The sequence below is a fragment of the Shouchella miscanthi genome (genome assembly GCF_007725405.1).
In the GTDB taxonomy this organism is placed as follows: Bacteria; Bacillota; Bacilli; order Bacillales; family Bacillaceae_D; genus Shouchella; species Shouchella hunanensis.
This window is the reverse complement of the sequence record NZ_CP042163.1, coordinates 1,556,540-1,582,916: the sequence shown is the minus strand read 5'-3', so window position 1 is coordinate 1,582,916 and position 26,377 is coordinate 1,556,540. Positions and strand designations below refer to the sequence as shown.

General features: G+C 39.3%; 26 protein-coding genes. 7 read left to right on the top strand and 19 right to left on the bottom strand.

Going from position 1 to position 26,377, the window contains the following annotated elements; genetic code table 11:
• Nucleotides 1–17: 17 nt before the first annotated feature.
• The 3 genes from FPV17_RS07870 to FPV17_RS07860 all read right to left on the bottom strand — a co-directional run bounded on the left by FPV17_RS07870 (nucleotide 18) and on the right by FPV17_RS07860 (nucleotide 2,583).
• Nucleotides 18–1,433 carry a sensor histidine kinase gene (locus FPV17_RS07870; protein ID WP_035395223.1) on the bottom strand — a complete coding sequence of 472 codons (1,416 nt, stop codon included), beginning with the start codon at nucleotides 1,431–1,433 and terminating at the stop codon, nucleotides 18–20.
• Nucleotides 1,430–2,110 (bottom strand): response regulator transcription factor, encoded by a 681-nt coding sequence (locus FPV17_RS07865; RefSeq protein WP_035395225.1) that lies wholly within the window; start codon nucleotides 2,108–2,110, stop codon nucleotides 1,430–1,432. Before FPV17_RS07865 ends, FPV17_RS07870 begins: the two co-directional genes overlap by 4 nt.
• 152 nt (nucleotides 2,111–2,262) lie before the next feature.
• Nucleotides 2,263–2,583, bottom strand: a complete 321-nt coding sequence (locus FPV17_RS07860) for a hypothetical protein (protein WP_035395226.1) — start codon at nucleotides 2,581–2,583, stop codon at nucleotides 2,263–2,265.
• 103 nt (nucleotides 2,584–2,686) lie between these two features.
• Between FPV17_RS07860 and FPV17_RS07855 the strand changes: the two genes are divergently transcribed.
• A complete protein-coding gene (locus FPV17_RS07855) occupies nucleotides 2,687–2,866 on the top strand; it encodes a YhzD family protein (RefSeq protein WP_035395228.1) in 180 nt (59 codons plus the stop codon).
• Nucleotides 2,867–2,903: 37 nt separating this feature from the next.
• Here FPV17_RS07855 and FPV17_RS07850 read toward each other — a convergent pair whose 3' ends face one another.
• The 3 genes from FPV17_RS07850 to FPV17_RS07840 all read right to left on the bottom strand — a co-directional run bounded on the left by FPV17_RS07850 (nucleotide 2,904) and on the right by FPV17_RS07840 (nucleotide 5,460).
• A complete protein-coding gene (locus tag FPV17_RS07850) occupies nucleotides 2,904–3,758 on the bottom strand; it encodes an HAD-IIB family hydrolase (protein WP_035395229.1) in 855 nt (284 codons plus the stop codon).
• Between the two features lie 139 nt (nucleotides 3,759–3,897).
• Nucleotides 3,898–4,254, bottom strand: a complete 357-nt coding sequence (locus FPV17_RS07845; protein WP_060705421.1) for a YlbF/YmcA family competence regulator — start codon at nucleotides 4,252–4,254, stop codon at nucleotides 3,898–3,900.
• A gap of 66 nt (nucleotides 4,255–4,320) precedes the next feature.
• The gene (locus FPV17_RS07840) at nucleotides 4,321–5,460 is read right to left on the bottom strand and encodes a DUF445 domain-containing protein (RefSeq protein ID WP_144558684.1); all 1,140 of its coding nucleotides are present in this window, start codon (nucleotides 5,458–5,460) and stop codon (nucleotides 4,321–4,323) included.
• 159 nt (nucleotides 5,461–5,619) lie between these two features.
• Here FPV17_RS07840 and FPV17_RS07835 point away from each other — a divergent pair, with 159 nt between their 5' ends.
• From FPV17_RS07835 to msmX, 4 genes are all read left to right on the top strand, one after another.
• A complete protein-coding gene (locus FPV17_RS07835; RefSeq protein ID WP_035395232.1) occupies nucleotides 5,620–5,859 on the top strand; it encodes a DUF5342 family protein in 240 nt (79 codons plus the stop codon).
• A 36-nt stretch (nucleotides 5,860–5,895) separates the two neighbouring features.
• A complete protein-coding gene (locus tag FPV17_RS21830) occupies nucleotides 5,896–6,048 on the top strand; it encodes a hypothetical protein (RefSeq protein WP_186370754.1) in 153 nt (50 codons plus the stop codon).
• A 69-nt stretch (nucleotides 6,049–6,117) separates the two neighbouring features.
• On the top strand, nucleotides 6,118–6,981 hold the full coding sequence (locus tag FPV17_RS07830; RefSeq protein WP_144558683.1) for a PucR family transcriptional regulator: 864 nt from the start codon (nucleotides 6,118–6,120) through the stop codon (nucleotides 6,979–6,981).
• 113 nt (nucleotides 6,982–7,094) lie between these two features.
• Nucleotides 7,095–8,192, top strand: a complete 1,098-nt coding sequence (gene msmX / locus FPV17_RS07825; protein ID WP_144558682.1) for an ABC transporter ATP-binding protein — start codon at nucleotides 7,095–7,097, stop codon at nucleotides 8,190–8,192.
• 48 nt (nucleotides 8,193–8,240) lie between these two features.
• Here msmX and FPV17_RS07820 read toward each other — a convergent pair whose 3' ends face one another.
• The 6 genes from FPV17_RS07820 to FPV17_RS07795 all read right to left on the bottom strand — a co-directional run bounded on the left by FPV17_RS07820 (nucleotide 8,241) and on the right by FPV17_RS07795 (nucleotide 13,678).
• Nucleotides 8,241–8,447, bottom strand: a complete 207-nt coding sequence (locus FPV17_RS07820; protein ID WP_035395237.1) for an alpha/beta-type small acid-soluble spore protein — start codon at nucleotides 8,445–8,447, stop codon at nucleotides 8,241–8,243.
• Between the two features lie 181 nt (nucleotides 8,448–8,628).
• Nucleotides 8,629–10,158, bottom strand: a complete 1,530-nt coding sequence (locus FPV17_RS07815; protein WP_144558681.1) for an acyl-CoA carboxylase subunit beta — start codon at nucleotides 10,156–10,158, stop codon at nucleotides 8,629–8,631.
• Between the two features lie 11 nt (nucleotides 10,159–10,169).
• Nucleotides 10,170–10,949: an enoyl-CoA hydratase gene (locus FPV17_RS07810; RefSeq protein ID WP_144560444.1), complete on the bottom strand. Its 780-nt coding sequence runs from the start codon at nucleotides 10,947–10,949 to the stop codon at nucleotides 10,170–10,172.
• On the bottom strand, nucleotides 10,942–11,154 hold the full coding sequence (locus FPV17_RS07805) for an acetyl-CoA carboxylase biotin carboxyl carrier protein subunit (RefSeq protein WP_144558680.1): 213 nt from the start codon (nucleotides 11,152–11,154) through the stop codon (nucleotides 10,942–10,944). Before FPV17_RS07805 ends, FPV17_RS07810 begins: the two co-directional genes overlap by 8 nt.
• Nucleotides 11,151–12,518, bottom strand: a complete 1,368-nt coding sequence (locus FPV17_RS07800) for an ATP-binding protein (protein ID WP_144558679.1) — start codon at nucleotides 12,516–12,518, stop codon at nucleotides 11,151–11,153. The genes FPV17_RS07805 and FPV17_RS07800 overlap by 4 nt, the downstream gene beginning before the upstream one ends.
• 17 nt (nucleotides 12,519–12,535) lie before the next feature.
• Nucleotides 12,536–13,678, bottom strand: a complete 1,143-nt coding sequence (locus tag FPV17_RS07795; RefSeq protein ID WP_144558678.1) for an acyl-CoA dehydrogenase family protein — start codon at nucleotides 13,676–13,678, stop codon at nucleotides 12,536–12,538.
• Nucleotides 13,679–13,943: 265 nt separating this feature from the next.
• Between FPV17_RS07795 and FPV17_RS07790 the strand changes: the two genes are divergently transcribed.
• Both FPV17_RS07790 and htpX read left to right on the top strand, forming a co-directional pair.
• Nucleotides 13,944–14,495: a LemA family protein gene (locus FPV17_RS07790; RefSeq protein WP_035395246.1), complete on the top strand. Its 552-nt coding sequence runs from the start codon at nucleotides 13,944–13,946 to the stop codon at nucleotides 14,493–14,495.
• Between the two features lie 14 nt (nucleotides 14,496–14,509).
• The gene (gene htpX / locus FPV17_RS07785) at nucleotides 14,510–15,385 is read left to right on the top strand and encodes a zinc metalloprotease HtpX (protein WP_035395247.1); all 876 of its coding nucleotides are present in this window, start codon (nucleotides 14,510–14,512) and stop codon (nucleotides 15,383–15,385) included.
• Between the two features lie 15 nt (nucleotides 15,386–15,400).
• On the opposite strand, the gene FPV17_RS07780 is transcribed toward htpX, so the two are convergent.
• The 7 genes from FPV17_RS07780 to sfsA all read right to left on the bottom strand — a co-directional run bounded on the left by FPV17_RS07780 (nucleotide 15,401) and on the right by sfsA (nucleotide 26,363).
• The gene (locus FPV17_RS07780; protein WP_035395249.1) at nucleotides 15,401–16,609 is read right to left on the bottom strand and encodes an aminotransferase-like domain-containing protein; all 1,209 of its coding nucleotides are present in this window, start codon (nucleotides 16,607–16,609) and stop codon (nucleotides 15,401–15,403) included.
• A 163-nt stretch (nucleotides 16,610–16,772) separates the two neighbouring features.
• A complete protein-coding gene (locus tag FPV17_RS07775) occupies nucleotides 16,773–18,587 on the bottom strand; it encodes an ABC transporter ATP-binding protein (protein WP_144560443.1) in 1,815 nt (604 codons plus the stop codon).
• Between the two features lie 14 nt (nucleotides 18,588–18,601).
• Nucleotides 18,602–20,350, bottom strand: coding sequence for an ABC transporter ATP-binding protein (locus FPV17_RS07770; RefSeq protein WP_035395251.1), 1,749 nt, complete (start codon nucleotides 20,348–20,350; stop codon nucleotides 18,602–18,604).
• A gap of 369 nt (nucleotides 20,351–20,719) precedes the next feature.
• On the bottom strand, nucleotides 20,720–22,111 hold the full coding sequence (locus FPV17_RS07765) for a SpoVR family protein (RefSeq protein ID WP_437183313.1): 1,392 nt from the start codon (nucleotides 22,109–22,111) through the stop codon (nucleotides 20,720–20,722).
• Nucleotides 22,112–22,213: 102 nt separating this feature from the next.
• Complete coding sequence (locus FPV17_RS07760) at nucleotides 22,214–23,953, bottom strand: phospho-sugar mutase (RefSeq protein ID WP_144558677.1); 1,740 nt, start codon at nucleotides 23,951–23,953, stop codon at nucleotides 22,214–22,216.
• Nucleotides 23,954–23,990: 37 nt separating this feature from the next.
• The gene (locus FPV17_RS07755; RefSeq protein WP_144558676.1) at nucleotides 23,991–25,595 is read right to left on the bottom strand and encodes an FAD-dependent oxidoreductase; all 1,605 of its coding nucleotides are present in this window, start codon (nucleotides 25,593–25,595) and stop codon (nucleotides 23,991–23,993) included.
• 60 nt (nucleotides 25,596–25,655) lie between these two features.
• Nucleotides 25,656–26,363, bottom strand: coding sequence for a DNA/RNA nuclease SfsA (sfsA, locus tag FPV17_RS07750; RefSeq protein WP_035395254.1), 708 nt, complete (start codon nucleotides 26,361–26,363; stop codon nucleotides 25,656–25,658).
• Nucleotides 26,364–26,377: the final 14 nt, after the last annotated feature.

The following is a 26,377-nucleotide window of genomic DNA, read 5'->3' as shown; positions in this document are numbered from 1 at the left end:
ATGACAAGATCAAACCTTTATGATCGTTTCTTTTCTTTTTTCTTTTGTTTTACATCCTGTGCTTGATAAGGTTTTGGCAGTCCAATGGTAAATCGAACGCCTTCTTCAATATTGTCTACCTTCGCGAATCCATGATGCAATTCGGCAATTTGCTTAACAATGGCTAACCCCAAACCAAATTTCCCTTTATTTCCTTTATAGAATGGGCTAAACAATTTGCTGAGATCTGCATCAATTGGGTCTCCTTCGTTTTCAACAATGATATATGAATAGCGCTCATCTTCTTCCGCACGGATAGTTAATTGACGTTTAGCATAGCGCAATCCGTTTTCGACTAAATTTTCTAGGAGCACTTCACATTGTTCGATGTCTGCCTTTAGTGTTTTATCTGCACCTTGTACATCAATGGTCACATCATCTCTTTGATAACGAAATCGCTCTTCAATCTGATACGCAAGCTTTCCAAAAGGAAACTCTTCTACTTTAAGCTGCTCTTTTTGCATCTGGTCAAGCTTTGTATAGTAAAGCATATCAATGACTCGACGCTCCATCCGATTCGCTTCTTCTGTAATAACATCCATTGTCTTACCAAGATCTTCTTTTGGTAGAATGCCATCTTTTACTGATTGAGCATAGCTTTTAATGACCATAATCGGTGTTTTCAATTCGTGAGAAGCATGCTGAATAAACGTTTTCTGAGCGCGATCATAGCTATTTAAATTTTGTCGCATTCGTTCAAATTGATACGAAAGACGCTCAAAATCTTCGTCCCCTTCCCATTTTAACGGCTCTTGCCAGTTTCGATTTGCAATTTGTTCTAGGTGATTTTCTAAAATGGCTAATGGTTGTCGCAAATAATGCTTTAACCAAATGGCAGGAAGTAAGCTTAGTGCACTTGTGAGCAATAATAAATAAAGCAGTCGCTCCCAAAGATTCTGGACCATTTCATCACGATACGTGTCCCACATATAGGTGATCAAATATAAATCGGAACCTTCAATCGGACTAACTAAATCATTCACCGTATAAAAGAGAGTTTGCCCACCAAATGTCGTTTCATATCGGCCTGTTTGTGTATTTTGATCAACTGCGTTTTGACGCATCTCTTCGTGAACTGGTGGGTCAGGTACCACATCAATTGGCGTATTATAAATGGCATACGTTGATCCGGTAATTTCAATTAAAAACGAAACCGTCGCTCGTTGCTCCTGCCTAGATTGGTAAAACCCCGGCTGCTGGCTCAGGAACGTCTCCCAGTTTGCATCTTCTTGCATTAATTGGTCCCGGACACTGTTATCAATAATTTGGTACGTCTCTTCTGTCAGCGCCCCACGAATTGAAATGGGATAAACAATAATAATAGAGAGTGCGACAAGCACAATTAACGAAACGAATGCAAGCCATATTCGTCTCGTTAAATTAATTTTTATCATGAGGATAAGATCCGGTACCCGTACCCATAAAGCGTTTCTAAATGAATACGCGGCATTTTCTTACGAACCCGGCGGACGACGTCGTCAACAGCTCTCTCAGATCCAAAGTAATTATCGCCCCATACATGCTCGATAATTTTCTCTCTTGAGAAGGCTTTACCAATTTCGGCTGATAACAATAGCATTAGATCCATTTCTTTCGTTGTTAAATCAACCGCTTCATTATTCTCTTCTGTGTCAATGATCGTACGTCCAATAGGATCAATTGTATATGCGTTTAATTCGACTTTTTGTACGTCTGATGTACTTGAACCGTAAACCCGATTTAAAATTTTCTTTACACGAATAATGAGTTCTTGTGGCAAGAATGGTTTTGATAAATAATCATCACTTCCCATTTCAAGCCCTAACACACGATCCAAATCTTGATCTCTTGCAGAAATAAAAATTACCGGCGTATCTTCTTCATTTTTTATTGCTTTTAATACTTGATACCCATCTGTGCCTGGAAGCATAATATCTAACACCCATAAGTGAGGCTTGTCCGCCACTGCATCAACCGCCGCATCTCCATTATCAAAGACTGTAACATTCCAACCTTCTTTTTGCATATATGCTTTTAAAACTTCTGATAAGTTTTCTTCATCTTCAACTAAGTAAATATCATACTTCTCCATTTTCAGCATCCTCTCTATCGTTTCACTTGTAATACATTTTACATAATTTTAACGGGAAACGCCATTTAAGTTCGTAAATTACGTAATCTCACGTATTTATTTGACTATTACTCCACGATTATGTAATAAAAGGACAACTCATGTGAGTAGCCCTATAGTAAAGAGATCGCTGCTAGTGCCGTTAAAGGCAATACCCATCTTCTCCACCCGTATGGACGAAAACCACCATACGCATACGGAGGTGGATAACCATACCCATACCCATAGCGATGAGGTTCGTTGGCAGAATGAAACCCTTCAAGTTGAGTGATTTGCATTGGGTATTCATTCTGATCAACCGGATAAAGTACATAGACGTTTTCTTGATCCACATATTCAATAACCGATTCAAATTCCTCGCCATTTGTTAAAGAAACGTTAACAGGGTAGTTCGTATAGCGTTGACAAAGCGACATCATTTCTTCGTTTCTCATGTTGTATTCCCCCTTTTTCTTTACTCTATTCATTAAGTTAAAAATAGGTGAATACACACTCTATCCATGATACACTTAATGAAAACGTTATCAGGAGGTTGTTATGACGTATTTTTTAACAGCATTTAATAAAGATAGTTCTGTAGTTTTAAATGAGCGCATTGAAGCGGAATCCGAAGAATCTGCAATTCAAGTAGCAAAAGCAAAGCTAGAAGAAGCAAATGCCCAAAGTTTAACTCACCGTTTAACTCACCAGGGCAAGATGATTTTGTTTGCACGTTAATAAAAGCCCTAGCGGATGAGCCGCTAGGGCTTTAGGTTCACTCTTTCAATTGCATATTTAACTGCTTACGGAACACTTCATGAACCATGTATGCTAATCCACCTTGATTCATAGTACGAGTAACCCAATTTGCTTTTTCTTTCACCGATTCTGTCGCGTCTCCCATCGCTACACCTAAACCTGCCATTGCGATCATTTCAGAATCTTCCTCGCCCACTCCCACAACAATGACTTGGTCTAAAGAGAGCTGATTGCGCTTTACAAGCCATTGAAGTGCTCGCTCTTTTTCAGCACCTGCACCAACAACAAAGCATTCGCCTTTATTCGTTTTCATAACGTTTAATTCAGGTATCTCTTGTTTAACAATCTCACAAATATAGTCTAGATCTTTTTGCTCGTCGCATTTAAGGCTAACGTTTAACGGCCCTTTCCCTTCCTTCAGAACGTGCTCATACAAGGAGTCCACATACGTTAACGGGTACAGAATTTGCTCACCAGGAGCATTAAAAGACATTCTCGCTAAAAGTGTTTGTTTGTGCTGTGGGCGAATAGATGCGCAATAATCGCCATACTGTAGCTTTACCTCACAATCAAATCGTTCCATAACATGACACAGATCTAACGTTGTTTCAAGACTTAACGGTCGATTGTACCACTCGTTTTGGTCTGTATCGGATATAAAGGAGCCTCCGTGAGCAATAATCGTTGCGTCGCATTTTACATTTCGGGCAATTTTTTTTGCATACGAAAAGGAATGATTTGTCACCAACACAACGGATACTTGCTTTTTTTCTAAGTATGCCATCGCCATTTTCGTCTTTTTTGATGCCTTGGCTTCCCCTTCTAAAAACAGTTTATCAATGTTCATGACTAACAAGTTATAGGTTTTCAAACGTGTTCCTCCTTCATGAAGTTCATGTTGTATAGCTGGACCTAACCTTGTTTAAGTTTTATGCGTTTTTAGATGAAGTAGAACAAGGATCCATTAAAAAAAGCTTGCCACTTTTAACAAGTGACAAGCTTTTACTTCATTACTGTTCTTGAGAAGGATCGCCGTAGATCTTCTCCAATGGCTCAGTAATAATCTTATTTAACTCTGTAATAATTACACTAAGTTGTTGCTCTGCTTCCATCAGTTTTGAAATCAACTCATGCTGCTGAACAAGTTCAAATTGCTGCTGTGCTTGTTGCGCTTCTTCTTCAGAAATTTGAATACCTTGCATTTGCTTTTGTTGAAGATCTAGCTGAAGCTTACGAAAGTTTTCAAGCATTTTTTTTGCAATTTCATCTGCTTCAATTTGTGCATGTAGCTCATGAAGCGCCTTAAACTCATCACTTTGTTCAAGTGCGTCTTTTAATTCATGTGCCTTATCATATGTCATACTCATGTTTATCACTCCCTACCAACCGACTATAACACGTCAGTCGACAGAATTCACGTCATACGACCATTCCTAATAAAAAAAATGAACAATTAGCGCTTGAATCAGACCAACGGTTCCTCCAATTACGCCTCCTAATAGCGTAATTAATCGCAATTCCTTCTTTGTAATCTTCATAATAAGCTCTTCTAAATTCGCCATAGAAAAGGATGCTACCTGTTGTTCAATCACTTCATTTAAGCGCAAGCTCTTCATAATGGACGTTAAATGCACCTCTATATAACCTGTTGTTACACGAACAAGTTGAGGGGCCCACTTATCGACAATTTGATCAATATATGGCGTTGTCCATGTTTGAAGAGGTGCATCGTACCAATTTAAAAGCGGGATGTTCTTTTCTAAACCAACCGTTGCTTTATCAATGACGGTGTCAATATATTTTTCTGCTTCAAATGACGATACAGGTTTTTCTAGTAACTGCTCCCACTCACGAGCAAGTAAACCATGAAGCATCTCTGTTGTTTTTTCATCATCCAAAAATTTAACAATTTCTGGATAAACCATCTCCACTACTTTTTCGCTGGAAAGAAACATTGAAACCATTCCACCAAACTTGCCTTTTGACGACAAAAAGTTCGTCGCCATAGCAGCCATTTTTTCTTGGCCTTCTGCACTTTCTACATATACTTTCGCTTTTGAAACCATCGTTTTTGAGAGACCTGGCAAATAGCTTACGATAGCAGACTGAATTTCCTGTGGAACCAGTTGCTTTGCTGCTGTATCTTGGTGCTTCTGTACATACTGTTTCAGTCGTTCTTTTAACCACGTCCTTGATTTAATAACAAGCTGGTCTTTACCATTGTCAATAGATAATAGTGGTTTTAACATTGATTCAACTGTATTGTCGCTTGTTAACCATTGTTTCACTCGCCCACTTACCCAATCAGTGAGCTCCTTTGAAAACATTTCACTCGTTAATTTTTTACTTAACCCTTCGGCTGTTAATAAATGATTCGCTACTAGATTTCCCATCTGTGTTGCGAGCTCTTGCTGTCTTCTCGGTAATAATCCTGGTGTTAACGGCAGTTGCCACTTTCCTATATAGTACGCTCGATGAGGTCGAAACAACATCCTAATCGCTAGCGCATTAGTCGCTGCACCGACAATTGCACCTACTACAGCGAGAAGAAGAACTAACAAAATCCATTGCACATTAAACGCTTACTGCTTCTTAGCAGCAAACTGCCTCCTTCAAAAAAAGAATTTAAACGCTTTGTCCTTAGTATAGCTTATTTTTGTTCCCACAGAAAACGAACACTATGATAGACTGAATTATGTAACCCTTTACAACTTGATAAAGGAGCGATTCGAATGCTTGTACATTTCCAATATAAACCCTTATATCAACGCACTCAGAAGCAAAGTTGGGCTTTTTCTTTTTACTTTAAAGGACAGTTCATATCTGGCACTTATCACTTTGATGGTTCCATTACGTGGGAGGGTGCGCAAGTTGAGAAAAAAATAAGGGATGAGCAGTTAAAGCAAGCTGTACATGACTTAATGCTCTATCACGTTTATGAAGAAGAACACCAACCAAAGCATAAAATCTAATCATTTTGCCATTCTACTAAGAGGAGGGATGGTAAAATGAAGGAACGAAAAGATTTGGATAGCCGTAAAGAATACGAACTTGATATTGACCGCTATGTAAACGAAGGTTTACATGGTGGACGTGTTGATCCGCATACTGGCGGAAAAATTGAAGAAGACATGCCAATTACAAAGGAAAAACAGGATTAAAAAGCTCAATCTCGAGCTTTTTTTTTGTTATACTACACACAAGCGATCAACAGAAAGGTATGTTTTCAAATGAATGAAACCATAAACCAAACATTTTCACATGCATTTTGGCAGCCTAGTGATAACGTATCAGACCGTATTTCTTTTCAGTATAAACAACACGTTTTCTATTTTCATCGGTTAAAGATTACACAACGTGAACGAACGCTTTTATCCTTGCTGTTAACAGAGGTGGATCATACACCACGACCAGCCACAGCTGAGGAACAAGAATGGTCAAATTATTTATATGCTGCTGGTGAACAACCACCAAATGCTGGAACGTTCACCGCTTTACATTTTTATATTGAACAACCTATCGATGATCATGACTCGTTTCGAGAAGCAATTTTATCATTCTTCCCTATCTCTACCCTTATGATTTGGGAAAGCAATACGAATGGTTTGCTATTGTTTCCATCTGATTATCGTGAATATGATTTAGATGCTTTAACGGAATTAATTGAGTCAGATTTCTATACAATCCTTTATACATTTTTAGGCATTCCTATTCACTCAAATCAATGTAAAACAAGACTGTCATTTGAAAAAAAGCTTTTTTTAAAACAAATGGACAAGAAACGTTCAACCCATATTTTCAGTGCCACTGAATCAAGTTTAGCTGAATTAAAACAACAGCTGCATAACACCGAATTTGAACAATTGCGCAGTCACTTTCTTTCAAACGAGCTGCTTCACGATGAAGAATTGTTACATACAATCACTGTATTCTTCAAAAATAATTTGAATACATCACAAACAGCTAAAGCGCTTCATTTACATCGAAATAGTCTTCAGTACCGACTTGATAAATTCAACGCCCAAACAGGGCTTGATTTACGCATATTCTCTCATGCAGCGCTTACGCATTTGTTTATGCACCAGCCAACTTGATTCATGTACAGTTTGCACAAAGCCATATTGTCATTCTTTGTGCAAGCTGTACATAGCTTTCATCTTATGAAAGGGTTTACAATAAATTTAGTTAAAAACGAGGGGGAAGAAAAATGGCGTCAATTCAATTAAATAATGTATACAAAGTGTATGATGGAGATGTAACGGCAGTTTCAGATTTTAATCTTGATATTGAGGACAAAGAGTTTATCGTATTCGTTGGTCCATCAGGTTGCGGTAAATCAACTACGCTTCGTATGATTGCTGGACTTGAAGAAATATCAAAAGGTGATTTGATTATTGGCGATAAGCGCATGAATGACGTAGCGCCAAAAGATCGCGATATTGCCATGGTATTCCAAAACTATGCGTTGTATCCACATATGAACGTTTACGACAATATGGCATTCGGATTGAAATTGAGAAAGTTCAAAAAAGACGAAATCAAAAAACGTGTTGATAATGCAGCAAAAATTTTAGGGTTAGAAGAAATGCTAGATCGTAAGCCAAAAGCGATGTCAGGCGGTCAGCGTCAGCGTGTTGCACTAGGTCGTGCTATAGTACGTGATCCACAAGTATTCTTAATGGATGAGCCACTTTCAAACTTAGATGCAAAGCTACGTGTACAAATGCGTGCTGAAATCACAAAACTTCATAAACGTTTACAAACAACAACGATTTATGTAACTCACGATCAGACAGAAGCAATGACAATGGCGACTCGCATCGTTATTATGAAAGACGGTCTTATTCAACAAATTGGGACACCTAAAGATGTGTATGATAATCCAGAAAACGTATTTGTTGGTGGCTTTATTGGCTCCCCATCTATGAACTTCTTAAGTGGTAAATTAGATGGTAAGGATTTTGTTATCAACAATCAGCGTATTGAGGTTCCAGAAGGAAAACTATCTGTTTTACGTGAACAAGGCTTTACAGATAAAGAACTCATTCTTGGCATTCGCCCTGAAGATATTCATGATGAGCCTATTTTCATTTCTTCATCAGAAGGAACTAAAATTGATGCTTTAATTGATGTAGCTGAATTAACAGGTGCTGAAACTGTACTTTATTCTTCAATTGAAGGTCAAGAATTTGTTGCACGTGTCGATTCTAGAACGACTGCACAAAGTGGAGATACGATTGAGCTTGCATTAAATATGAATAAAGCCCATTTCTTCAACCCAGAAAACGAACAACGTATTCGCTAAAAAAAAGAGACGAGTTTATCGTCTCTTTTCTTGTTCCATTGTATTTAATTATTTTTGGTAACCGCCACTCATTTGTTGTTCAGCCATTTTAACTAAACGTTTAGTGATTTCCCCACCAACTGAACCGTTAGCACGTGCAGTTGTTTCAGGACCAAGGTTAACACCAAATTCTGAAGCGATTTCGTACTTCATTTGGTCAATTGCTTGTTGTACACCAGGTACAACTAGGTTATTTGAACTTCTGTTATCTGCCATTATGTTTCACCTCCCTGTGTAACTATAGAATGTCACGGTCTCTCGTTTTCTATGTATGTTTATTAAAAAAATTTTTTAAGGAAATAAAAGGAAGTAATTATAACGATAAAATGTAGTTACACAGGCTCATAATGACAAATAAAAAGACTTAATTTCTTAAGTCTTTTTAAACGTTATCGCACTATACGGGGTATACAGGGTGTTTGCGGTCTGTAAATACTACTTCTTTGGTTTCATATAAAGCGAACCTTCGTGTTAACTCTTCGCGTAAATCATTTCCATTAACAACCCCATCAATGACTAATTCTGAAGCAAGTCGATACACATCAATATTTTCTTTGTATTCTTCTCTTTTTTCAGCAATAAATGCGGCTCTTTCTTCCGGAGCTAATGCTGCAATTTTATTTGCGTAAACTGCATTTACAGCGGCTTCTGGTCCCATAACAGCAATTTGTGCTTGTGGTAAAGCTAAGCAACAATCGGGATCAAATGCAGGTCCTGCCATCGCATAAAGTCCAGCACCATATGCTTTACGAACAACTACAGAAATTTTCGGAACCGTCGCTTCAGCCATCGCTGAAATCATTTTTGCACCATGACGAATGATACCCGCACGTTCTACTTTTGTCCCAATCATAAAGCCAGGAATATCAGCCAGAAATAGTAATGGGATGTGATAGGCATCGCATAATGTAATAAACCTCGCTGCCTTATCTGCTGAATCGTGAAATAATACCCCGCCTTTTGCTTTAGGTTGATTTGCTATAATGCCAATCGTTCTTCCGTTTAAACGAGCAAATCCAGTAATAAGTTCAGGTGCAAAGAGCTTTTTAATTTCAAAGAAGCTGTTATCGTCTACCAGTCGATCTAATAGATCGTACATATTAAAAGGCGCATTTTGATTTTCTGGAATGATCTCTTCAATTGTTTTAGGTAAATCTTTAGGCGGGATTGCCTCCGATAGAGGTACTCGACCTTTATAACTTTGTGGGACATAGCCAATATATTCTCTTGCTAAATCGATTGCTTCTAATTCATCTTTTGCAAGCATATCGCCACAGCCAGACACACGGCAATGCATAGATGCACCACCCATTTCTTCAAGGGAAACATCCTCACCGATAACCATCTGCGCCATACGAGGCGAGCCAAGATACATGGACGCATTTCCGTCAACCATAATGACAACATCACAAAACGCTGGAATATAAGCGCCACCAGCGGCTGATGGGCCAAAGAGAATACATACTTGAGGAATTTTACCAGAAAGCTTTACTTGATTATGAAAAATTCGGCCCGCACCTCTACGACCTGGAAACATGTCAATTTGATCAGTAATACGCGCTCCAGCTGAATCAACTAAATACAGCATTGGTACTGCTAATTTCTCAGCCGTTTCTTGGATGCGAATGATTTTTTCAACTGTCCGCGCCCCCCATGAGCCAGCTTTTACTGTGGAATCATTCGCCATGACACAAACGGTTTTACCGTTTATTTTCCCGGTTCCGCAAATAACCCCATCAGCAGGTAAACCTTCTGCTTCTGAATTTGCAAACATGCCATCTTCAGTCTCTAAACCATCATCAAATAACAGTGCAAGCCGTTGCCGTACAAAGCGTTTTCCTTTCGCTTCGTTTTGCTGATGATATTTTTCTTGACCACCTTGGTGAATCGTCTCTACTTTTTCTTTATATCGCTTTTCAATACTCACAGCCTTCACCTCTAGCGCCCTTGATAACGGGGTTTTCTTTTTTCTTTGAATGCGTTTAATCCTTCCATTCGATCTTCCGTATATATCGTTTGTTGATACGCATTGTTTTCAACCTTTAATCCATCCTCCATTGTGCAGTCAAGACCTACATCTATGGCTTGTTTTGCAGCCCGGATTGCCACTGGACCATTTTGTGCAATAACTGTCGCCAGCTCAACTGCTTTTTCATACACCTGTGCAGAGGAGACAGCGTATTCACAAAGCCCAATATGTTCAGCCTCTTTACCACTTATACGTCTAGCTGTATAAATTAACTCTTTTGCTTTACCGACACCAATCATACGCGTTAAGCGCTGTGTTCCTCCTGCACCTGGAATGATTGCTAAAGATGTTTCAGTTAAACCGTATTGAGCCCTCTCTGAGAATACCCGTAAGTCTGCCGCAAGGGCCAATTCCAATCCACCTCCTAATGCTAGACCATTTGCCGCGACAATGACTGGCTGAGGTAGTGTGGATATTGCTTGAATAGTATCCCCGATTAACCTCACAGCTTCACGAACTTCTTCTTCTGTCATGGCAATACGTTCTTTTAAATCAGCACCTGCACAAAAAGCTTTTTCACCAGCCGAACGTATAATGACAACCCTTGCTTGAGAATCGTTCCGTAATGCTTCGACTTGAACGTTTAGTTCTTTTAACAGCTGCGTCGATAAGGCGTTCGCTGCTTGTGGTCGATCGAGTGTTAACGTAACAACTTCTGCTCCTTCTTTTTTCAAGAATTCGTTAGTCAAGTTCAATTAAATAATCTCCCTCGTTGACAAACTCACCTTCTGGTTTAAGAATGGCTTTCACCGTTCCTGCCACCTCTGATTCAATTGGAATCTCCATTTTCATTGACTCTAAAATGGCTACTTCTTGTCCTTGTTCCACTTGATCACCAACCGACACAACTACTTTCCACACGTTTCCTGCCATAGATGCTTTAATATAACTCATTGGTTAACCTCCTGAATTCGTCTTGTTAGTTCGTCTTTATACGTATCCATAAAAGCAGTCGTTGCTCCCCCTTGTTTGAAAATAGGATGATCGACAATCGCTTTTATCGCGGGGATATTCGTTTTAATCCCGATCACTTTATAGTCATTTAATGCGTTTTCAAGCTTTGCTATCGCATCATTACGATCTTTTCCATGAACAATGAGCTTCGCAATCATCGGATCATAAAAATGACTAATGACGCTACCTGCTTTAATCGGACATTCGTGACGAATGTGCGGCGCTTCTGGCAGTTCAATTTCTTTCACAGTCCCAGGTGATGGAAAAAAGCGTACCGGGTCTTCAGCATAGATTCTTGCTTCGATGGCGTGTCCTGTTGTCCTTAATTCATGCTGCTTCCACGGCAACGTGTCTCCTGAAGCGATTCGGATTTGCCATTCCACTAAATCAAGCTTGTAAATCTCTTCTGTTACCGGGTGTTCAACTTGAAGCCTCGTGTTCATTTCTAAAAAATAGAACATTCCGTCTTCATCAACAAGGCATTCGATAGTCCCAGCATTTTGATACTGAATCGCTTGAGCTGCTTTTAATGCCATATTGATCATTTCTTGACGACGCTCATCCGTTAAAAAAGGCGATGGTGCCTCCTCAATAATCTTCTGATGTCTTCTTTGAACGGAACACTCTCGCTCACCAAAAACAAGTGTATGACCTTTTCCATCAGCTAATACTTGTAACTCGATGTGTCTTGGATTTTCTACATATTTTTCTATATAGAGCGCCCCGTCTCCAAAAAATAAAGCAGCTTGTTTCTTATTTTTTTCAAACGCTTTTTGGCAATCGTCATCACTGCGGCAGATCGTAATGCCAATACCTCCTCCACCTGATGCTGCCTTCAACATAACCGGATAACCTATATGATTTGCTTCGAACAATGTATCTTCAATCGTTTCCACTGCATCTGTTCCAGGAATAACCGGCACTCCTGCTTCCATCATCGTTTTTCGAGCTTGCAGCTTATCCCCCATAAGGGAAATGACAGATGCATCCGGTCCAATAAAACAAAACCCATCCGCGCGGCACTTCTCAGCAAAAATGGCTTGCTCTGATAAAAGCCCATAACCAGGATGGATAGCGTCAACATTTGCATCTCTCGCAATAAGTAAGATTCGATCTTGATTTAAATAACTTTCTTTTACACTCGATTCTCCAACCAAATACGCTTCATCAGCTAGTACTGTATGTTCTGCATCTCGATCCGCTTCTGAATAAATTGCCACGGTGCGAATGTTCATTTTTTTGCACGTTCGGATAATACGGGAAGCAATCTCGCCGCGGTTTGCAATGAGAATGGACTGAATCATGAAATGAGCTCCTTTCTTTATCTACCTAAGCCTAAATGTCTAGCGATAACAAGACGCTGAATTTCTGATGTCCCTTCACCAATTTCTAGTAACTTCGCGTCTCTTAACATTCGTTCCACCTCATATTCACGCATATAGCCGTAGCCACCATGAATTTGCAGTGCTTGGTTACATGTACGCGTTGCCATTTCAGAGGCAAAGAGCTTAGCATATGCTGCTTCTTTTCCAAATGCTTTCCCACTATCTTTTAGCTGTGCGGCTTTATGCACCATGTTTCTTGCCAGTTCAATTTCCATTGCCATATCCGCAAGCTTAAACTGAATTGCTTGAAACGAGCTTATTGCTTTACCAAACTGCTTTCTTTCTTTTGAATACGCTAATGCACGATCAAAAGCTGCTTGTGCAATACCTACTGCAAGAGCCGCTATGGAGATTCTTCCTCCATCAAGTGTATATAAGAATTGACTAAATCCTTTGTCTGGATCACCTAATAGATTTTCTTTTGGAACACGGACATCTTCTAAAACAAGCTCACATGTATTCGAAGCCCGAACCCCCATCTTGTCGTAGTTGGATGAAATTTTAAAACCAGGTGTATCCGTTGGAACTATAAACGCTGAAATCATTTTTTTGCCGTTTTCTTTTTGACCGACAACAGCCGTAACAATGACGGTTCGAGAATATTCAGCATTTGTAATCCAACACTTTTCACCGTTAATAACATATTCATCCCCCTCTAAACGGGCTTTCGTTTGGGTTCCTCCAGCATCAGATCCTGCATTTGGCTCAGTAAGCCCAAAGGCACCAAGCGACTGTCCTTTTGCAAGAGGCGTGAGATGCTGTCGCTTTTGTTCTTCTGTACCGTAATAATAGATTGGACTTGCACCAAGTGAAACTGCCGCTGCATAACTTAACCCTGTTCCACCACAAGCGTAGCCGATTTCTTCAACAGCTAATGCATAAGAGACCGTGTCGCCTCCAGAGCCACCATATTCTTCAGGAAATGGAATACCTAAAACACCTAATTCTCCTAATTTTTTAAAGATGTCATCTGCAAATCGTGACTCTTGATCAAGCTGAACAGCTAATGGGGCAATTTCCTTTCGTGCAAACTGACGTACCATATCCCGAATCATAAGTTGATCTTTTGTCAAAGTCATTATGTGCTCTCCTCTTTTCCGTTAATATGAGCGGTCGTTCAGAATCAGACCGAAAAAGACAAATCTAAAAATGTAAGCGCTATCAAAATCGTAACGTACTCTTATATGGAAGTCAAATCATTTCTCTTTACTTTATGGCTATTCGGTCTTTTCATGCCATCTTTTTAAATTTCCATTATTTTGTGGTCGTATGTTTTAATAAAAATAGAAACCTATATGTGTATACATCCGTAACTATAAAGAAGAAGAAAGAAGGAGGAACATTATGATTGTCATTATTCTCATTGGCATTGTTGTAGTAATTGGACTTTTGTGGGCCGGAAGCTATAACTCCCTAATTAAACACCGAAATTGGGTAGAGGAATCTTGGGCACAAATTGATGTTCAACTAAAACGACGCTATGACTTAATTCCAAATCTAGTTGAAACGGTAAAAGGTTACGCTAAACATGAAAAAGAAACATTAGCTTTAGTTATTGAAAAGCGAAATACCATTGCCGAACCAAACGCAAGTCGGAACGAGCGAGTGCAAGAGGATGCAGAGCTAAACGGTCTTTTACGTCAACTATTTGCCTTGAGTGAATCCTATCCTGACTTAAAAGCCAATCAACAATTTTTACATCTACAAGAAGAGTTAAGCGGGACAGAAAATAAAATTGCTTATGCAAGACAAGCTTATAACTCAATGGTTATGCGCTACAATACAAAAATTGAATCTTTCCCACAAAACATTGTTGCTTCTACTCATTCCTTTACTAGGAATGATATGCTTGACATCCCTGACGAAGAGAAAGAACCTGTTCAAGTTACGTTTTAAGGAGGTTGAGCCGCTTGTTTTATACGCAAATTGCTCGTAATAAACGAAATACTGTTTTTCTTGTTTGCTTGTTCATCGTCATTGTTCTTGGTATTGGCTCAGCTGTTACGTATGTGAGGGCAGGTGATTATATTAGTGGGGCAATCTTTGCTGGTGTAATCGCTACCGTTTATACCATCTTCATGATAACAACAAGTACAAATGTTGTTATGCGCATGAATCATGCTAGAGAAATTACTTCATCAACGGATCAAGCTTTTCTATGGCACACTGTAGAGGGACTGTCAATTGCTGCGCGAATTCCGATGCCTCGAATCTATATCATCGATGATCCGAGCCCTAATGCATTTGCAACAGGAATATCGCCTAAATCAGGCGCTGTAGCAGTAACAACTGGTTTGATGAACCGTTTGAATCGAGAAGAAATTGAAGGTGTTTTAGCTCACGAAGTTGCACATATACGAAATTATGATATCCGTCTCTCTACAATAGCAGTTGCCCTTGTTTCTGCTATTGCCATTCTTAGCGATATTGGTATGCGGTTTTTTATTTTTTCTGGAGGACGAAACAACAATAATAAACATCCTCTCATTATGATAATCGCTCTTCTTCTCGTTTTACTAGCGCCTATCATTGCAGTTGTCATGCAGCTAGCGATTTCACGGAACAGAGAATATTTAGCGGACGCTAGTGCAGTGGAACTAACAAGAAATCCAGAAGCACTTGCAACAGCATTAGAACGGATTACAGATACACATACACCTGTTGAAGAAGCATCAAGTTCAACAGCTTCACTTTACTTTGCAGATCCACTAAAGAAAAAAGCCGCTTCCTTATTTTCTACACATCCACCAGCTGACGAACGCGTTCGTAGACTTAGACAAATGTAAAAAAAGTCGCTAAGCTTAGCGACTTTTTAATTGGGCTCTTTCCATATCTACTTGTTGAAGCATTTCAACCAGAATTTTCATACCCGTTTCAATTTGATCTTCTGTTGCATGGGTAAAATTAAGTCTTAACGTGTTCGCTTTTGGATCCTGTGCATAGAATGGCGCTCCTGGAACATAGGCCATTCCTCTTTCAACGGCTCTCGGAAGAAGCGCTTCGGCATTCACTTGTTCTTGAAGTTCAAGCCATAAAAACATTCCACCTTTAGGCTCAACAAAATGTAGTAATCCGTCATTTCTTGCTTGCTGCAAATGGTATACCATTGCATCTTTACGAGTACGGTACACTTCACTTATCCTCTGAATGTGACCATCAAGGTCAAAATTTTGGCACAATTCATAGAGAGCTTGGTGTGCCAAGGAGTTTGAGTGTAAGTCGTTGGCTTGCTTTGCTTGTGCCATCATTCGTACAATTTGATACGGACCCACAATCCAACCAGTACGTAAAGCAGGAACTGCCGTTTTTGAAAATGTACTAGTATAAAGTACGTGAGAGCCGTTATCGAGAGCAGCGATAGGTGTATATGAATCATTTGTAAACTGTATATCACCGTATGGATCGTCTTCAAAAACAAGTACATGTTGCTTTTTTATAAGGCGAACTAACTCTTTTCTTCTTGCTAATGTCCAAACACGACCTGATGGATTTGAAAAAGTCGGGACAACATAAACCATCTTCGGGTTGTATTGCTTAATTTTTTCATTTAAGTCGCTCATTACCATACCATCTTCATCACACTGGACTGACACAATTTGCGCTTCATAGGATTGGAACACTTGAAGAGCAGCTAGATAAGTAGGTTCTTCTGTTAAAATAACGTCTCCAGGACTAATCATGACCCGTGCGAGCAAATCAATGGCTTGTTGCGAACCCGTTGTAACGAGGACGTCGTCTGGCGAATAGCCTTTTATCCCCTTAACAGCCATTCGTTGTAGGATCACTTCTCGCAATGGACGGTATCCTTCTGTTTCTCCATATTGAAAGGCTTTATTCCCTTTTTCAAAGGCACTTGTAAATGCGTCCTTTATGGCTTGTGTGGGAAACAGACCATCATCTGGTAGACCTCCAGCAAATGAAATGACATCTCCTTGATTAACAATTTTCAAAATATCCCTTACTACTGATGACTGCAAATGTCGAACTCGTTTTGCGAATGCGTATTTCATCTCTACTCCCTCAATTCCATTTCTTTTTTTATATAAAAGAGTGCTTCTATTCTACCTCATTTAACTAAAAAGTCAATCAATTTAAAAGGAAATAACGTTACCCTCTATGGTTTACGTAAAAAGGTCATAGGAACCATCTCTAGCATTCCTACGACCCTCCTATTTATTCTTTAATAGCGGCGTACTGTGATTTCACTAAATGATAATAAAGGCCTTTTTCTGTCATTAATTCGATATGTGTGCCCTGTTCCATCACATTGCCTTGTTCAAGCACAATAATATTATCAGAATCTCGTATCGTCGATAACCGATGGGCGATCATAATGGCTGTTCGACCAGCAAGAAGCGTCTTTAACCCTTCTTGAATTTTCAATTCCGTTTCTGTATCAATACTGGCAGTCGCCTCGTCCAGAATGAGGATTTTTGGATCAGCAAGTAGTGCTCGAGCAAAAGAAAGTAGCTGCCTCTCACCTACTGACAGGACGCTTCCTTGCTCTTCTACTTCTGTGGCATAGCCTTTTTCTAATTTACTAATAAACGTATCTGCACCGATTGCTTTAGCAGCGTGAATAACGTCTTCGTCACTTGCATGAGGATTACCAAAGCGAATGTTTTCCATGATAGTGCCTGCAAAGATAAACGTATCTTGTAGCACATAGCTAACGTGGCTACGAAGATCATCAACTTTTATATCTTTTAAATTCACATCATCTAACAGTACTTCACCTTTTGTTGGGTCATAGAAACGGCTCATTAGGTTTACTATCGTTGATTTACCTGATCCAGTATGACCTACTAGCGCTATAGTGGTTCCCGCTTCAAACGTTAAGTTTATCCCTTTTAATGCCATTCGCTTGTCGTCATATGAAAACTCAACGTCTTTGAAGACCATTTTTCCTTTTACATCCGTTAACGGTTTTGCGTCTTTCTTACTTTTTACATTCGGTTCTTCATCTAAGAACTCAAAGATCCTCTCACTTGAAGCCATTCCAACAAGTAGCTGATTATACACTTGACCAAGCCTTGAGATTGGTTCCCAAAACATGCCAATGTAAAAAGCAAAGGATACAAAGACCCCTAATGTCAATCCGCTACCATCACTTTGAATGAGAAACGCTCCGTACCATATAAGAATGGCACCGCCAATGGCACTGGCCATTTCTACAAATGGACGAAACATGGCATTTTGCTTCGTTGCTTCGCGCCAGCTTTCATAATTCTGAGTGTTTACATCATCAAAGAAGTCCATGTTCTCATGTTCTTGCGCATACGCTTGAGTAACGCGAATACCTTGAATGCTCTCATTTAAGTGAGAATTGAGCCGGGACTGGCGCAAACGAACGGTTTGCCAAGCTCGACGGATTTTTCTTCTTAACTTTGTTGAGATAAAGAACATAATGGGCAAGATAATTAAAATCACAACGGCAAGTTCCGGACTCAAGTAAAACAAAATCGCCACAATTCCAAGAAGCATAACAATATCCATTAACAAGTTAATAACACCATTTGTAAATAAATCTTGCAACGAGTTCACATCGTTAATAACACGGACGAGAATTGAACCCGCTGATCGCTTATCAAAAAAGCGATGAGATAAATGCTGAATATGATCAAACAATTTCTTTCGAATATCAAATATGACAAATTGCCCAAGCTGGTTCATCCAGCGTATTCTAAAGTAGTTGGCAATGTATGAAACGGCATAAAGACCGAGCACAATCGTCGCGTAAATGAGCATATCTTGAGTTGTTGCCACACCTTGCTCTAGCTGTCCAACTGCAAATACACCAATGAAAATGGGAATTGCTAAACGAACAGCAGTAGCGAAAAGCATCATTAGTATCGTTTTTGGTAAAAGCGTTTTTGCGTACGGCTTTAAGAAATTAAACAACCGCACCATTTGTTTCCAGTTAAACGGTTTTTCAATAATTTGTTCAACAGGATAATGAAAACGCGTTTTTTTTCTCACTTCTTCCATCATACACCACTTCCTTAAGCCTGTTGAAGTACATAATGTTGATCTTGGTTTTGAATGTCGTAAATTCTGCGGTAAATTCCATGTTCTTGGAGTAGCTCCTCATGTGTACCGCGTTCTTCTATTTCTCCTTCATTAAGCACAAAAATTTGGTCACAATGCTTGACGGAAGAAATTCGGTGCGCAATGATAAACGTTGTTCGTCCCTTCATAATTTCCCGCATTGCTTTTTGAATCTTTCCTTCTGTCTGCATATCGACTGCACTTGTTGAATCGTCCATAATTAAAATGCTTGGATTCATAATCATTGCCCGGGCAATTGCAATTCGTTGCTTTTGTCCTCCTGACAACCCTAGTCCTCTTTCTCCTAAGATTGTGTCGTACCCTTCAGGTAGCTGTTCTATAAATTCATGGGCATCAGCTCGTTTTGCTGCCGCAATAATATCTTCCATAGAGGCATCAGGATTCCCATAAGCAAGATTATCGCGAATGGACGATGAAAAAAGAAAGGTTTGTTGTAAGACAATTCCTACGTTTTGACGTAATTCCTTCACGTCGTACTCTTCAATCGGTTTTCCGTCAATTAGTAAATCTCCGGACGTTTTTTCATAAAAGCGCATCAATAGTTGAATAATACTTGATTTTCCTGAACCAGTTGAACCAACCAAACCAATGGTTGAACCTTGAGGCACATTAAAAGTTAAATCGGTAAGCGCATTTTTAGCCTTATTATGATAGCGCAAACTAACGTTTTCAAAACGAACCTCTCCTTTTAATTTTGCATAAGGCTTCGTTTTTTCCGGTCCATTATAACGCTCTTTTTCATCTAAAATTTCTAGCAATCGTTCTCCAGAAGCTTTTGACTGAGAAAATTGGTTAATCACAAATCCTAGGTTCATTATTGGTCCAATAATAAACCAAACGAGACTAAAGAATGCGGTTAACTCTCCAGCTGTTAGCTGTTGTTGAACTGCCAAATATCCTCCGAAACCTAAAAGGAGAACAGCAGAAACGTTGCCGATAAACTCCATTAGCGGGAAATATGTACTCCATACATTTGATATGGCAATGTTTTTTGTGCGATAGTCTTCATTTGTATAACCAAAACGATTTTTCTCCGTTGTCTCTTGTGATAGCGCTTTAACTGTATGCATACCACTAACATTCTCTTGTACTTTCGTGTTTAACCGCGCAAGGGAACGACGGACTTTACGAAAGCCAGGATGAACACGCTGATCAAATTTGTAAACAGCAACTGCTAGAAATGGGAGTGTAACCATTGTTACTAAGGTAAGGGGAACGGAATAATAAAACATGACAACCATAGCAAATCCAACAAGTAAGACGAAGTTAACTAATTGGGCAAAACCAAAAGAAAGGAAAAAGCGAAATGCTTCTACATCTGCTGTCAGCCGCGACATTAAGTCACCTGTTTTAGCATTGTCATAGTAGCGGAAAGGGAGATATTGCAACTTTTTGTATAAATCTTTTCGTAGCCTATAAACCGATCGAACACCGAAAAGATCCCCAAAATATTGGTTTACGTATGTGGCTACACCTTTTATAGCCATAATTCCTATTAACCCAATGGCCAGATAAGGAATAATTCCATACTCTCCACCTGTAATCCCTACATCAATGGCAATTTGTAAAAATACTGGATAAATAACGGTGATGGCTGTAACAAACACCAATGCAATTAGAGACCAAATAAAATACCGCTTATCGGGTAAGTAATACTTCGCTAAACGTCTAAACGTTTCCATAACAAATCACCTCTTTACACCTTAATCCTTAGACTAACGAAATACATTTTTAGTCACAAAATTTATCTTACTCTGAAAACAATAAGGCGTCAATCAATTTGACGCTTTTTTTTGAAAATTTTTTAACTGGATTTTCACTTAAAGATGACGCTCTCGTTTTCAGGGAATGCGGTAATAAACTACACTCTGCTTCTTCCCTGTTGTTAAGCTTTTCGTTCCTAAAAAAGGATTACTAAACGGTTACATATGTTTTTTTGAACGCCTCCCGACAAGTTCCCCCTATTGAATGAAAGAAACTAAAAGAAAAAAGCGCTTTTGACAGACGCATTCATTACAGAATCGTCGCCGAATACGCTTTTGTACTGACCCTTACATATACTTTCGATGAACTTTGTTTCCATCATAAATAAAGGTAACCATCTTCCCATTTACACTCGTCTCTAAATGAACCGTTCTTCCCCATAACTGATACACATAGGGAACCACTTTTTCTAAATAACTAACATCCAATTCAGTTCCTTCAAACGCATGCTTAATATATAACTCACCATTTTTCAAGTAATCACCATCTGTGACTACAAGATAAGGGAAACCGCCGTTTACCCTTGATTGCGTTAGCTGATCACGAACACCCTCCCATGCTTTTTCAGTGATTTTATAGTCGCTACCTTGCTTCTGAAATAAGTATAGATCTTCTTCTTCAACAAATTCCCTCGTCAAATAATTTCTTAAAAATGAAGTGTCTGATTCAATTTCTCTTACTTCGAAGATTTTCTCTCTTCCACTACCTTTTTTAATGCCTTGAAGTCGAACCATTTCTTCGGTTGGATGATCATACCGACGTTCAATATCTTCAAATAGTTTAATGCCCAGATAGTATGGATTAATCGATGTCTGTGACGGCTGTACGACTCCTGCATTTAATTTAGCAAATTCAATGACTTCGTCACTTGTAAGATCCATTTCTCTTAATATTTTCGCGTGCCAATATGAAGCCCAGCCTTCGTTCATAATTTTCGTTTCAAGCTGTGGCCAAAAATAAAGCATTTCCTCTCTCATCATCGTTAAAATATCTCGCTGCCATGACTCCAAATGACGACTGTTTTCTTCAATGAATAATAGCATATCTTTTTCTGGATGCTGCGGGAATATTTTTTTTACTGGCTTTACTACCTTTTCCTCTTTTTCATCAAGAGCCCACAAATCATCATAATCAGTAGCTTTCTTTAAATTGGCTGGTTCGCTGTCTTTCTTTTGTGGTTTTACAAGTGTTGGATCCACATGTTCTTGAATTGCAAGCACCGCATCAAGAAAATCTTCAACGGCTCCTTTCCCATACGCATGCTCGTATCTCGCAATTCGTTCCGCTGTGGCACTCATACTTTCAACCATGTCTTTTCTAGTATTTGAGAATCGGATATTGTTCTTAAAGAAATCGCAGTGTGCCAATACGTGGGCGACAATCAACTTATTTTGAATTAATGTGTTGCTATCGAGTAGAAAAGCATAGCAAGGGTCTGAGTTAATCACTAGTTCATAAATCTTGCTTAAGCCAAGATCATATTGTAGCTTCATTCGGTGATACTGTTTACCATAGGACCAATGATTATAGCGAGTCGGCATTCCATAAGCACCGAATGTATAAATAATATCTGCTGGACAGATTTCATATCTCATTTCATAAAAATCTAGCCCAAAACCCGTTGCAATTTCTGTTATTTCAGCAATTGATCGCTCTAATTCACTCCAATTAGTTGACACAATCGTCCCTCCTCTTTTCACTCATTCTATGAAGTACGAACTTAGAAAATGAAACAAAAAAGCACTTTGCGGTCGCAAAGTGCTTGATAGGTCTTCTATTTATTAAGCAGTATACTGGTGGATATACGCCATAACAGCATCTTTTAACTGTTGAAGTTTTTGCTCGCTGTCTTCTAATGATTCACCTTTCACACCAAAATAAAACTTCACTTTCGGCTCTGTACCTGATGGTCGTACGCAGAACCACGCATCTTGTTCAAGGAAGTATTTCAAGACATTTGACGACGGAAGATCAATTGGTGTTGTTTTTTGACTTTCTGGTGAAATACTGAGTCCTGTCTCATAATCCTCTATTTTGTTAATGGACAAGCCTGCCATGCTCTCTGGAGGATTCTCACGTAAGCTCGTCATAATCGCTGCTATTTTTTCTACGCCTTCTTTGCCTTTGAGGGTTAACGATTCAAGTCCTTCTCTGTAGAAACCGTACTTCTCAAACACTTGTTGAAGTGCTTCATATACGGTTAACCCTTTTTGTTTGTAATGAAGGGCTAGCTCAGCCGCAAAAAGACAAGCCTGTACAGCATCTTTATCACGTACAAAATCTCCAATTAAATAGCCGTAACTTTCTTCATACCCAAAGAGAAACTGATAGTCACCTGTACGTTCATATTCTCCAATTTTTTCGCCAATAAACTTAAATCCTGTTAATGTATCTAAAGACGTTAATTGATACCGTTCGGCAATAGCTCGTCCAATCTCAGATGTAACAATCGTTTTTAAAACAATTCCATTATCCGGGAGCGTCCCTCCGGCATCTTTTATCGAAATTAAGTAATCAAGCATTAATGCGCCGGTTTGATTACCGGTAAGCACCACATAATCATCTGCATCATTTTTCACAGCGAGACCGACTCGATCGGCATCTGGATCTGTAGCGAGTAAAATATCCGCGCCTTCTGCATCCCCATAACGAATCGCTTCTTTAAACGCCGCATGCTCTTCTGGGTTAGGAGACGATACGGTTGAAAAATTAGGATCCGGCAGCTCTTGCTCTTTTACTACGCTTACTTGGCTAAACCCAACATCTTCTAGAACTCGTCTAACGGGAATATTTGCTGTTCCATGTAGTGGTGTAAAGACTATTTTCAACTGATCTCCTGCCTCTTTAATCAAATCCTTTTGAAGCAAGATGCTTTTTAATTCTTCATTATAAGCGTCATCAATGTCTGCAGAGATGATTTCATACAGTTGAGTAGCTTTTAATTGATTTTCATCGCCTACCGCAATACCTAGTTCATCTTCTATTTCATTTACACAATCCACTAACTCATCTGCTAGAGCTGGAGGGAATTGTCCACCATCTGAGCCATACACTTTAAAACCATTGTACTCTGGCGGGTTATGTGACGCTGTAATGACAATACCTGCCTCAGCTTGTAAATGCCGAACCGCAAAGGATAACTCAGGTGTTGGTCGTAAGTCATGAAAGACATAAGCTTTAATTCCTTGTGCTCCTAATGTTAATGCGGCTTCATGAGCAAACTTAGCAGATTTATGTCGCGAATCAAATGCAATGACGACTCCTCTTGCTTTCGCACCCTCTCCACGTTTAGCGATAAAGGAAGCCAGGCCTCTTGCGGCTTTTCTTACAGTGTAAGTGTTCATTCGATTAGGACCTGGACCAATTAGCCCTCTCATCCCTCCTGTGCCAAATGCTAATGTTGTATAAAAAGCGTCTTCTAACGCCTTCTCATCTTGTAGTAATTCCGTTAATTCTTCTCGCACATCTGGCTCTAACGCTGAATAATCGTTCCACTTCTTAGCTAACTTTTGATAATTCATTAATTCTCCTCCAAAAAATCTAGCATTTTACGTTACGTTAAGTTTCATAGGCTTGAGTGATTTCACTCTCTAGCTTTTCTCGGAATCGTAACTCTTGCTCTTCTGTCCAATTTAAGCGATCGCGCATATAACGAAAAATCGGTTCCTTGACAGTCATTGTTAATGCTTTGTCCATATACAAATAACCCGTGCGCTGCACAAGAAAATCAACAGGACTAAGAATCGATTCTTCTTCAATACAATACAGGAGTTCAGCAAAAATTGCCGGACTTAAGCCGAACATTTTTGCTTGCTTCCCAAACGTCCGCAGCCTTACGTAAAGCTGTCCTATATTTGAACCATATCGGTCAATGAGCTGATTGGCTTCGTACTCTGTTAAGCCATACTGTAAGCCCTCTTCTGTCCGTTTCTTTTTATAGAAAAGAAAGTCATCTAAGCCACCTACATATCCACCTGAAATGGTCACTGTATCGGTTTGACAATTTCTTTTATGATGCAGTTGTTTGCATATACGATCCACTACTTGTTCTGCAACGGAGCGGTAAAACGTATGCTGGCCACACACAACAGATAAAAGACCTGATGGAGATTCAATCCACTCCTGTCGCTTATATTCGTGATGCTTTTTCTTCTTATCAATTGGATATGGACGCTTCACGACCCAGCTTGCTTCAATGTCATCATCCTCTAAAGGGTGCTCACTAAAGGTGCGATTTAACAAATCGAGCAACTCTTTATTACTTGTGCGCTCGTTTTGTTTTTGAACAGAATGCCCAACAATAATAGACTGACGATACGGCACCAAGCTAACAAGCTGATGTTGTTCGGTTTCGATGTACATGGCATGATGAACGGGCATACGGTCTCTTGGCACCGTAAAAAAATAATCCTCGACAGAGTCAATGACGATGTTTGTAAGAGAACGATCTTGAACGCGAAGGGAATCAACCATTGTACCACTTGCATTAACAACGTGCTTTGCTGTTACTTTATGTACTTCGTTTTTGTTCTGATCGACTACAAGTGCACCGCTTATTTTATCATTTTCATAGAGAAAACTCTCTACTTTCATATAATTAAGCGCATCTAGACCTCTTTTTACTGATTCTTTTAATAAATCGATAGCTAATCTTGACTCATCTATAAGGAATTCTTTATACAAAGAAGCGTGCTTTGCATGCTTTAGTGATAATGCAGGTTCCAGCTTTGCTAGTTCTTTCTTCGTAATGTGCTTTCGCTTCTCTTTAAATGCCATTTCGGTGAGCCGATCGAGTAGCTTTGAGCGAAATGATTTTGTGAAGAGACCAGTTTTATAAGTTGGTAAGATCAATTCGGTTTGTTTAATCAGGTGTGGAGCGTTCTCTTTTAAAATTAAACGCTGTTTAAATAAATCATTATACATTTTCATTTCTAAATGGTGCATATGCTGGATTTCAGCATGAAACAGATTAGACCAATTTTTTGAAGCACCTGAAGCAAAATCTTGCTGATCAACTAAAAGCGTCTTTAAGCCGCGTATGCATGCGTCTAATGCAATCCCCGCTCCTGTGACACCGCCACCAACAACGAGTAAATCATACGTTGCTTCTCCCATTTTATCAATGGTTTCATCTCTATCTTCGTTAGAAAAAGTACGAATCATTTGCTCTCCCCATTCATAGCCTATTCCTTCTCAACACTATACCATTCATTTACAATTAAATCAGATTAAAAAAGGAATTTCCTGTCCAATGGCAATCTTATCTTTAGACAGGTTTGTGCTTACAGCTACAATCTGAACGTTCGCTTGATTCGCTTCCATAATCGATTGGGCAAATGCTGGATCTATGATAGCCTCAACAGCCACAGACCGAATATCATTTCTTTGTGCAACAAATAAAATGGCCGCTTCATAACGTCCTTGTTCTGTAAGCTTTGTTAACTCTTGTACATGACGAGCACCTCTTGCGGTTGGTGCATCAGGAAAAAAGCCTTCTCCTGTCCTCGATAGTGTAACGCTTTTCACTTCTAACAACCGTTTTTTACCTTGATCGTTTTTTAAAAGAAAGTCAAAACGAGAAGAACCTACCTTACATTCTCTTTTTTCAATTGACCATTTACGTAAGGAAGGGATTCGTTTCTCTCTTATTGCCGTTTCTGCTAGCTTATTCGCGATCGTTGTCTGCAGAGATACAAGATTGCCTTCTTTTGTTTCGCATAGGATGGCTGTCCAGCTTGTCTTGCGACTGCTTTTATCAACGTATTCTACCCAAATCGTTGCCTGTTCAACAAGAAGTTCTTTTAGTCTGCCTGGGTCTGGAAGATGGGCTTCAATCTGTTCTCCTGTGTCTTCTCTCTTTACAAGCAGGATAAACCGATTTGGTCGTTCTATAAATGTCGTTTTTACTAGTGTTGGAAAAACAACCAACATACTCTCTCCTTTTT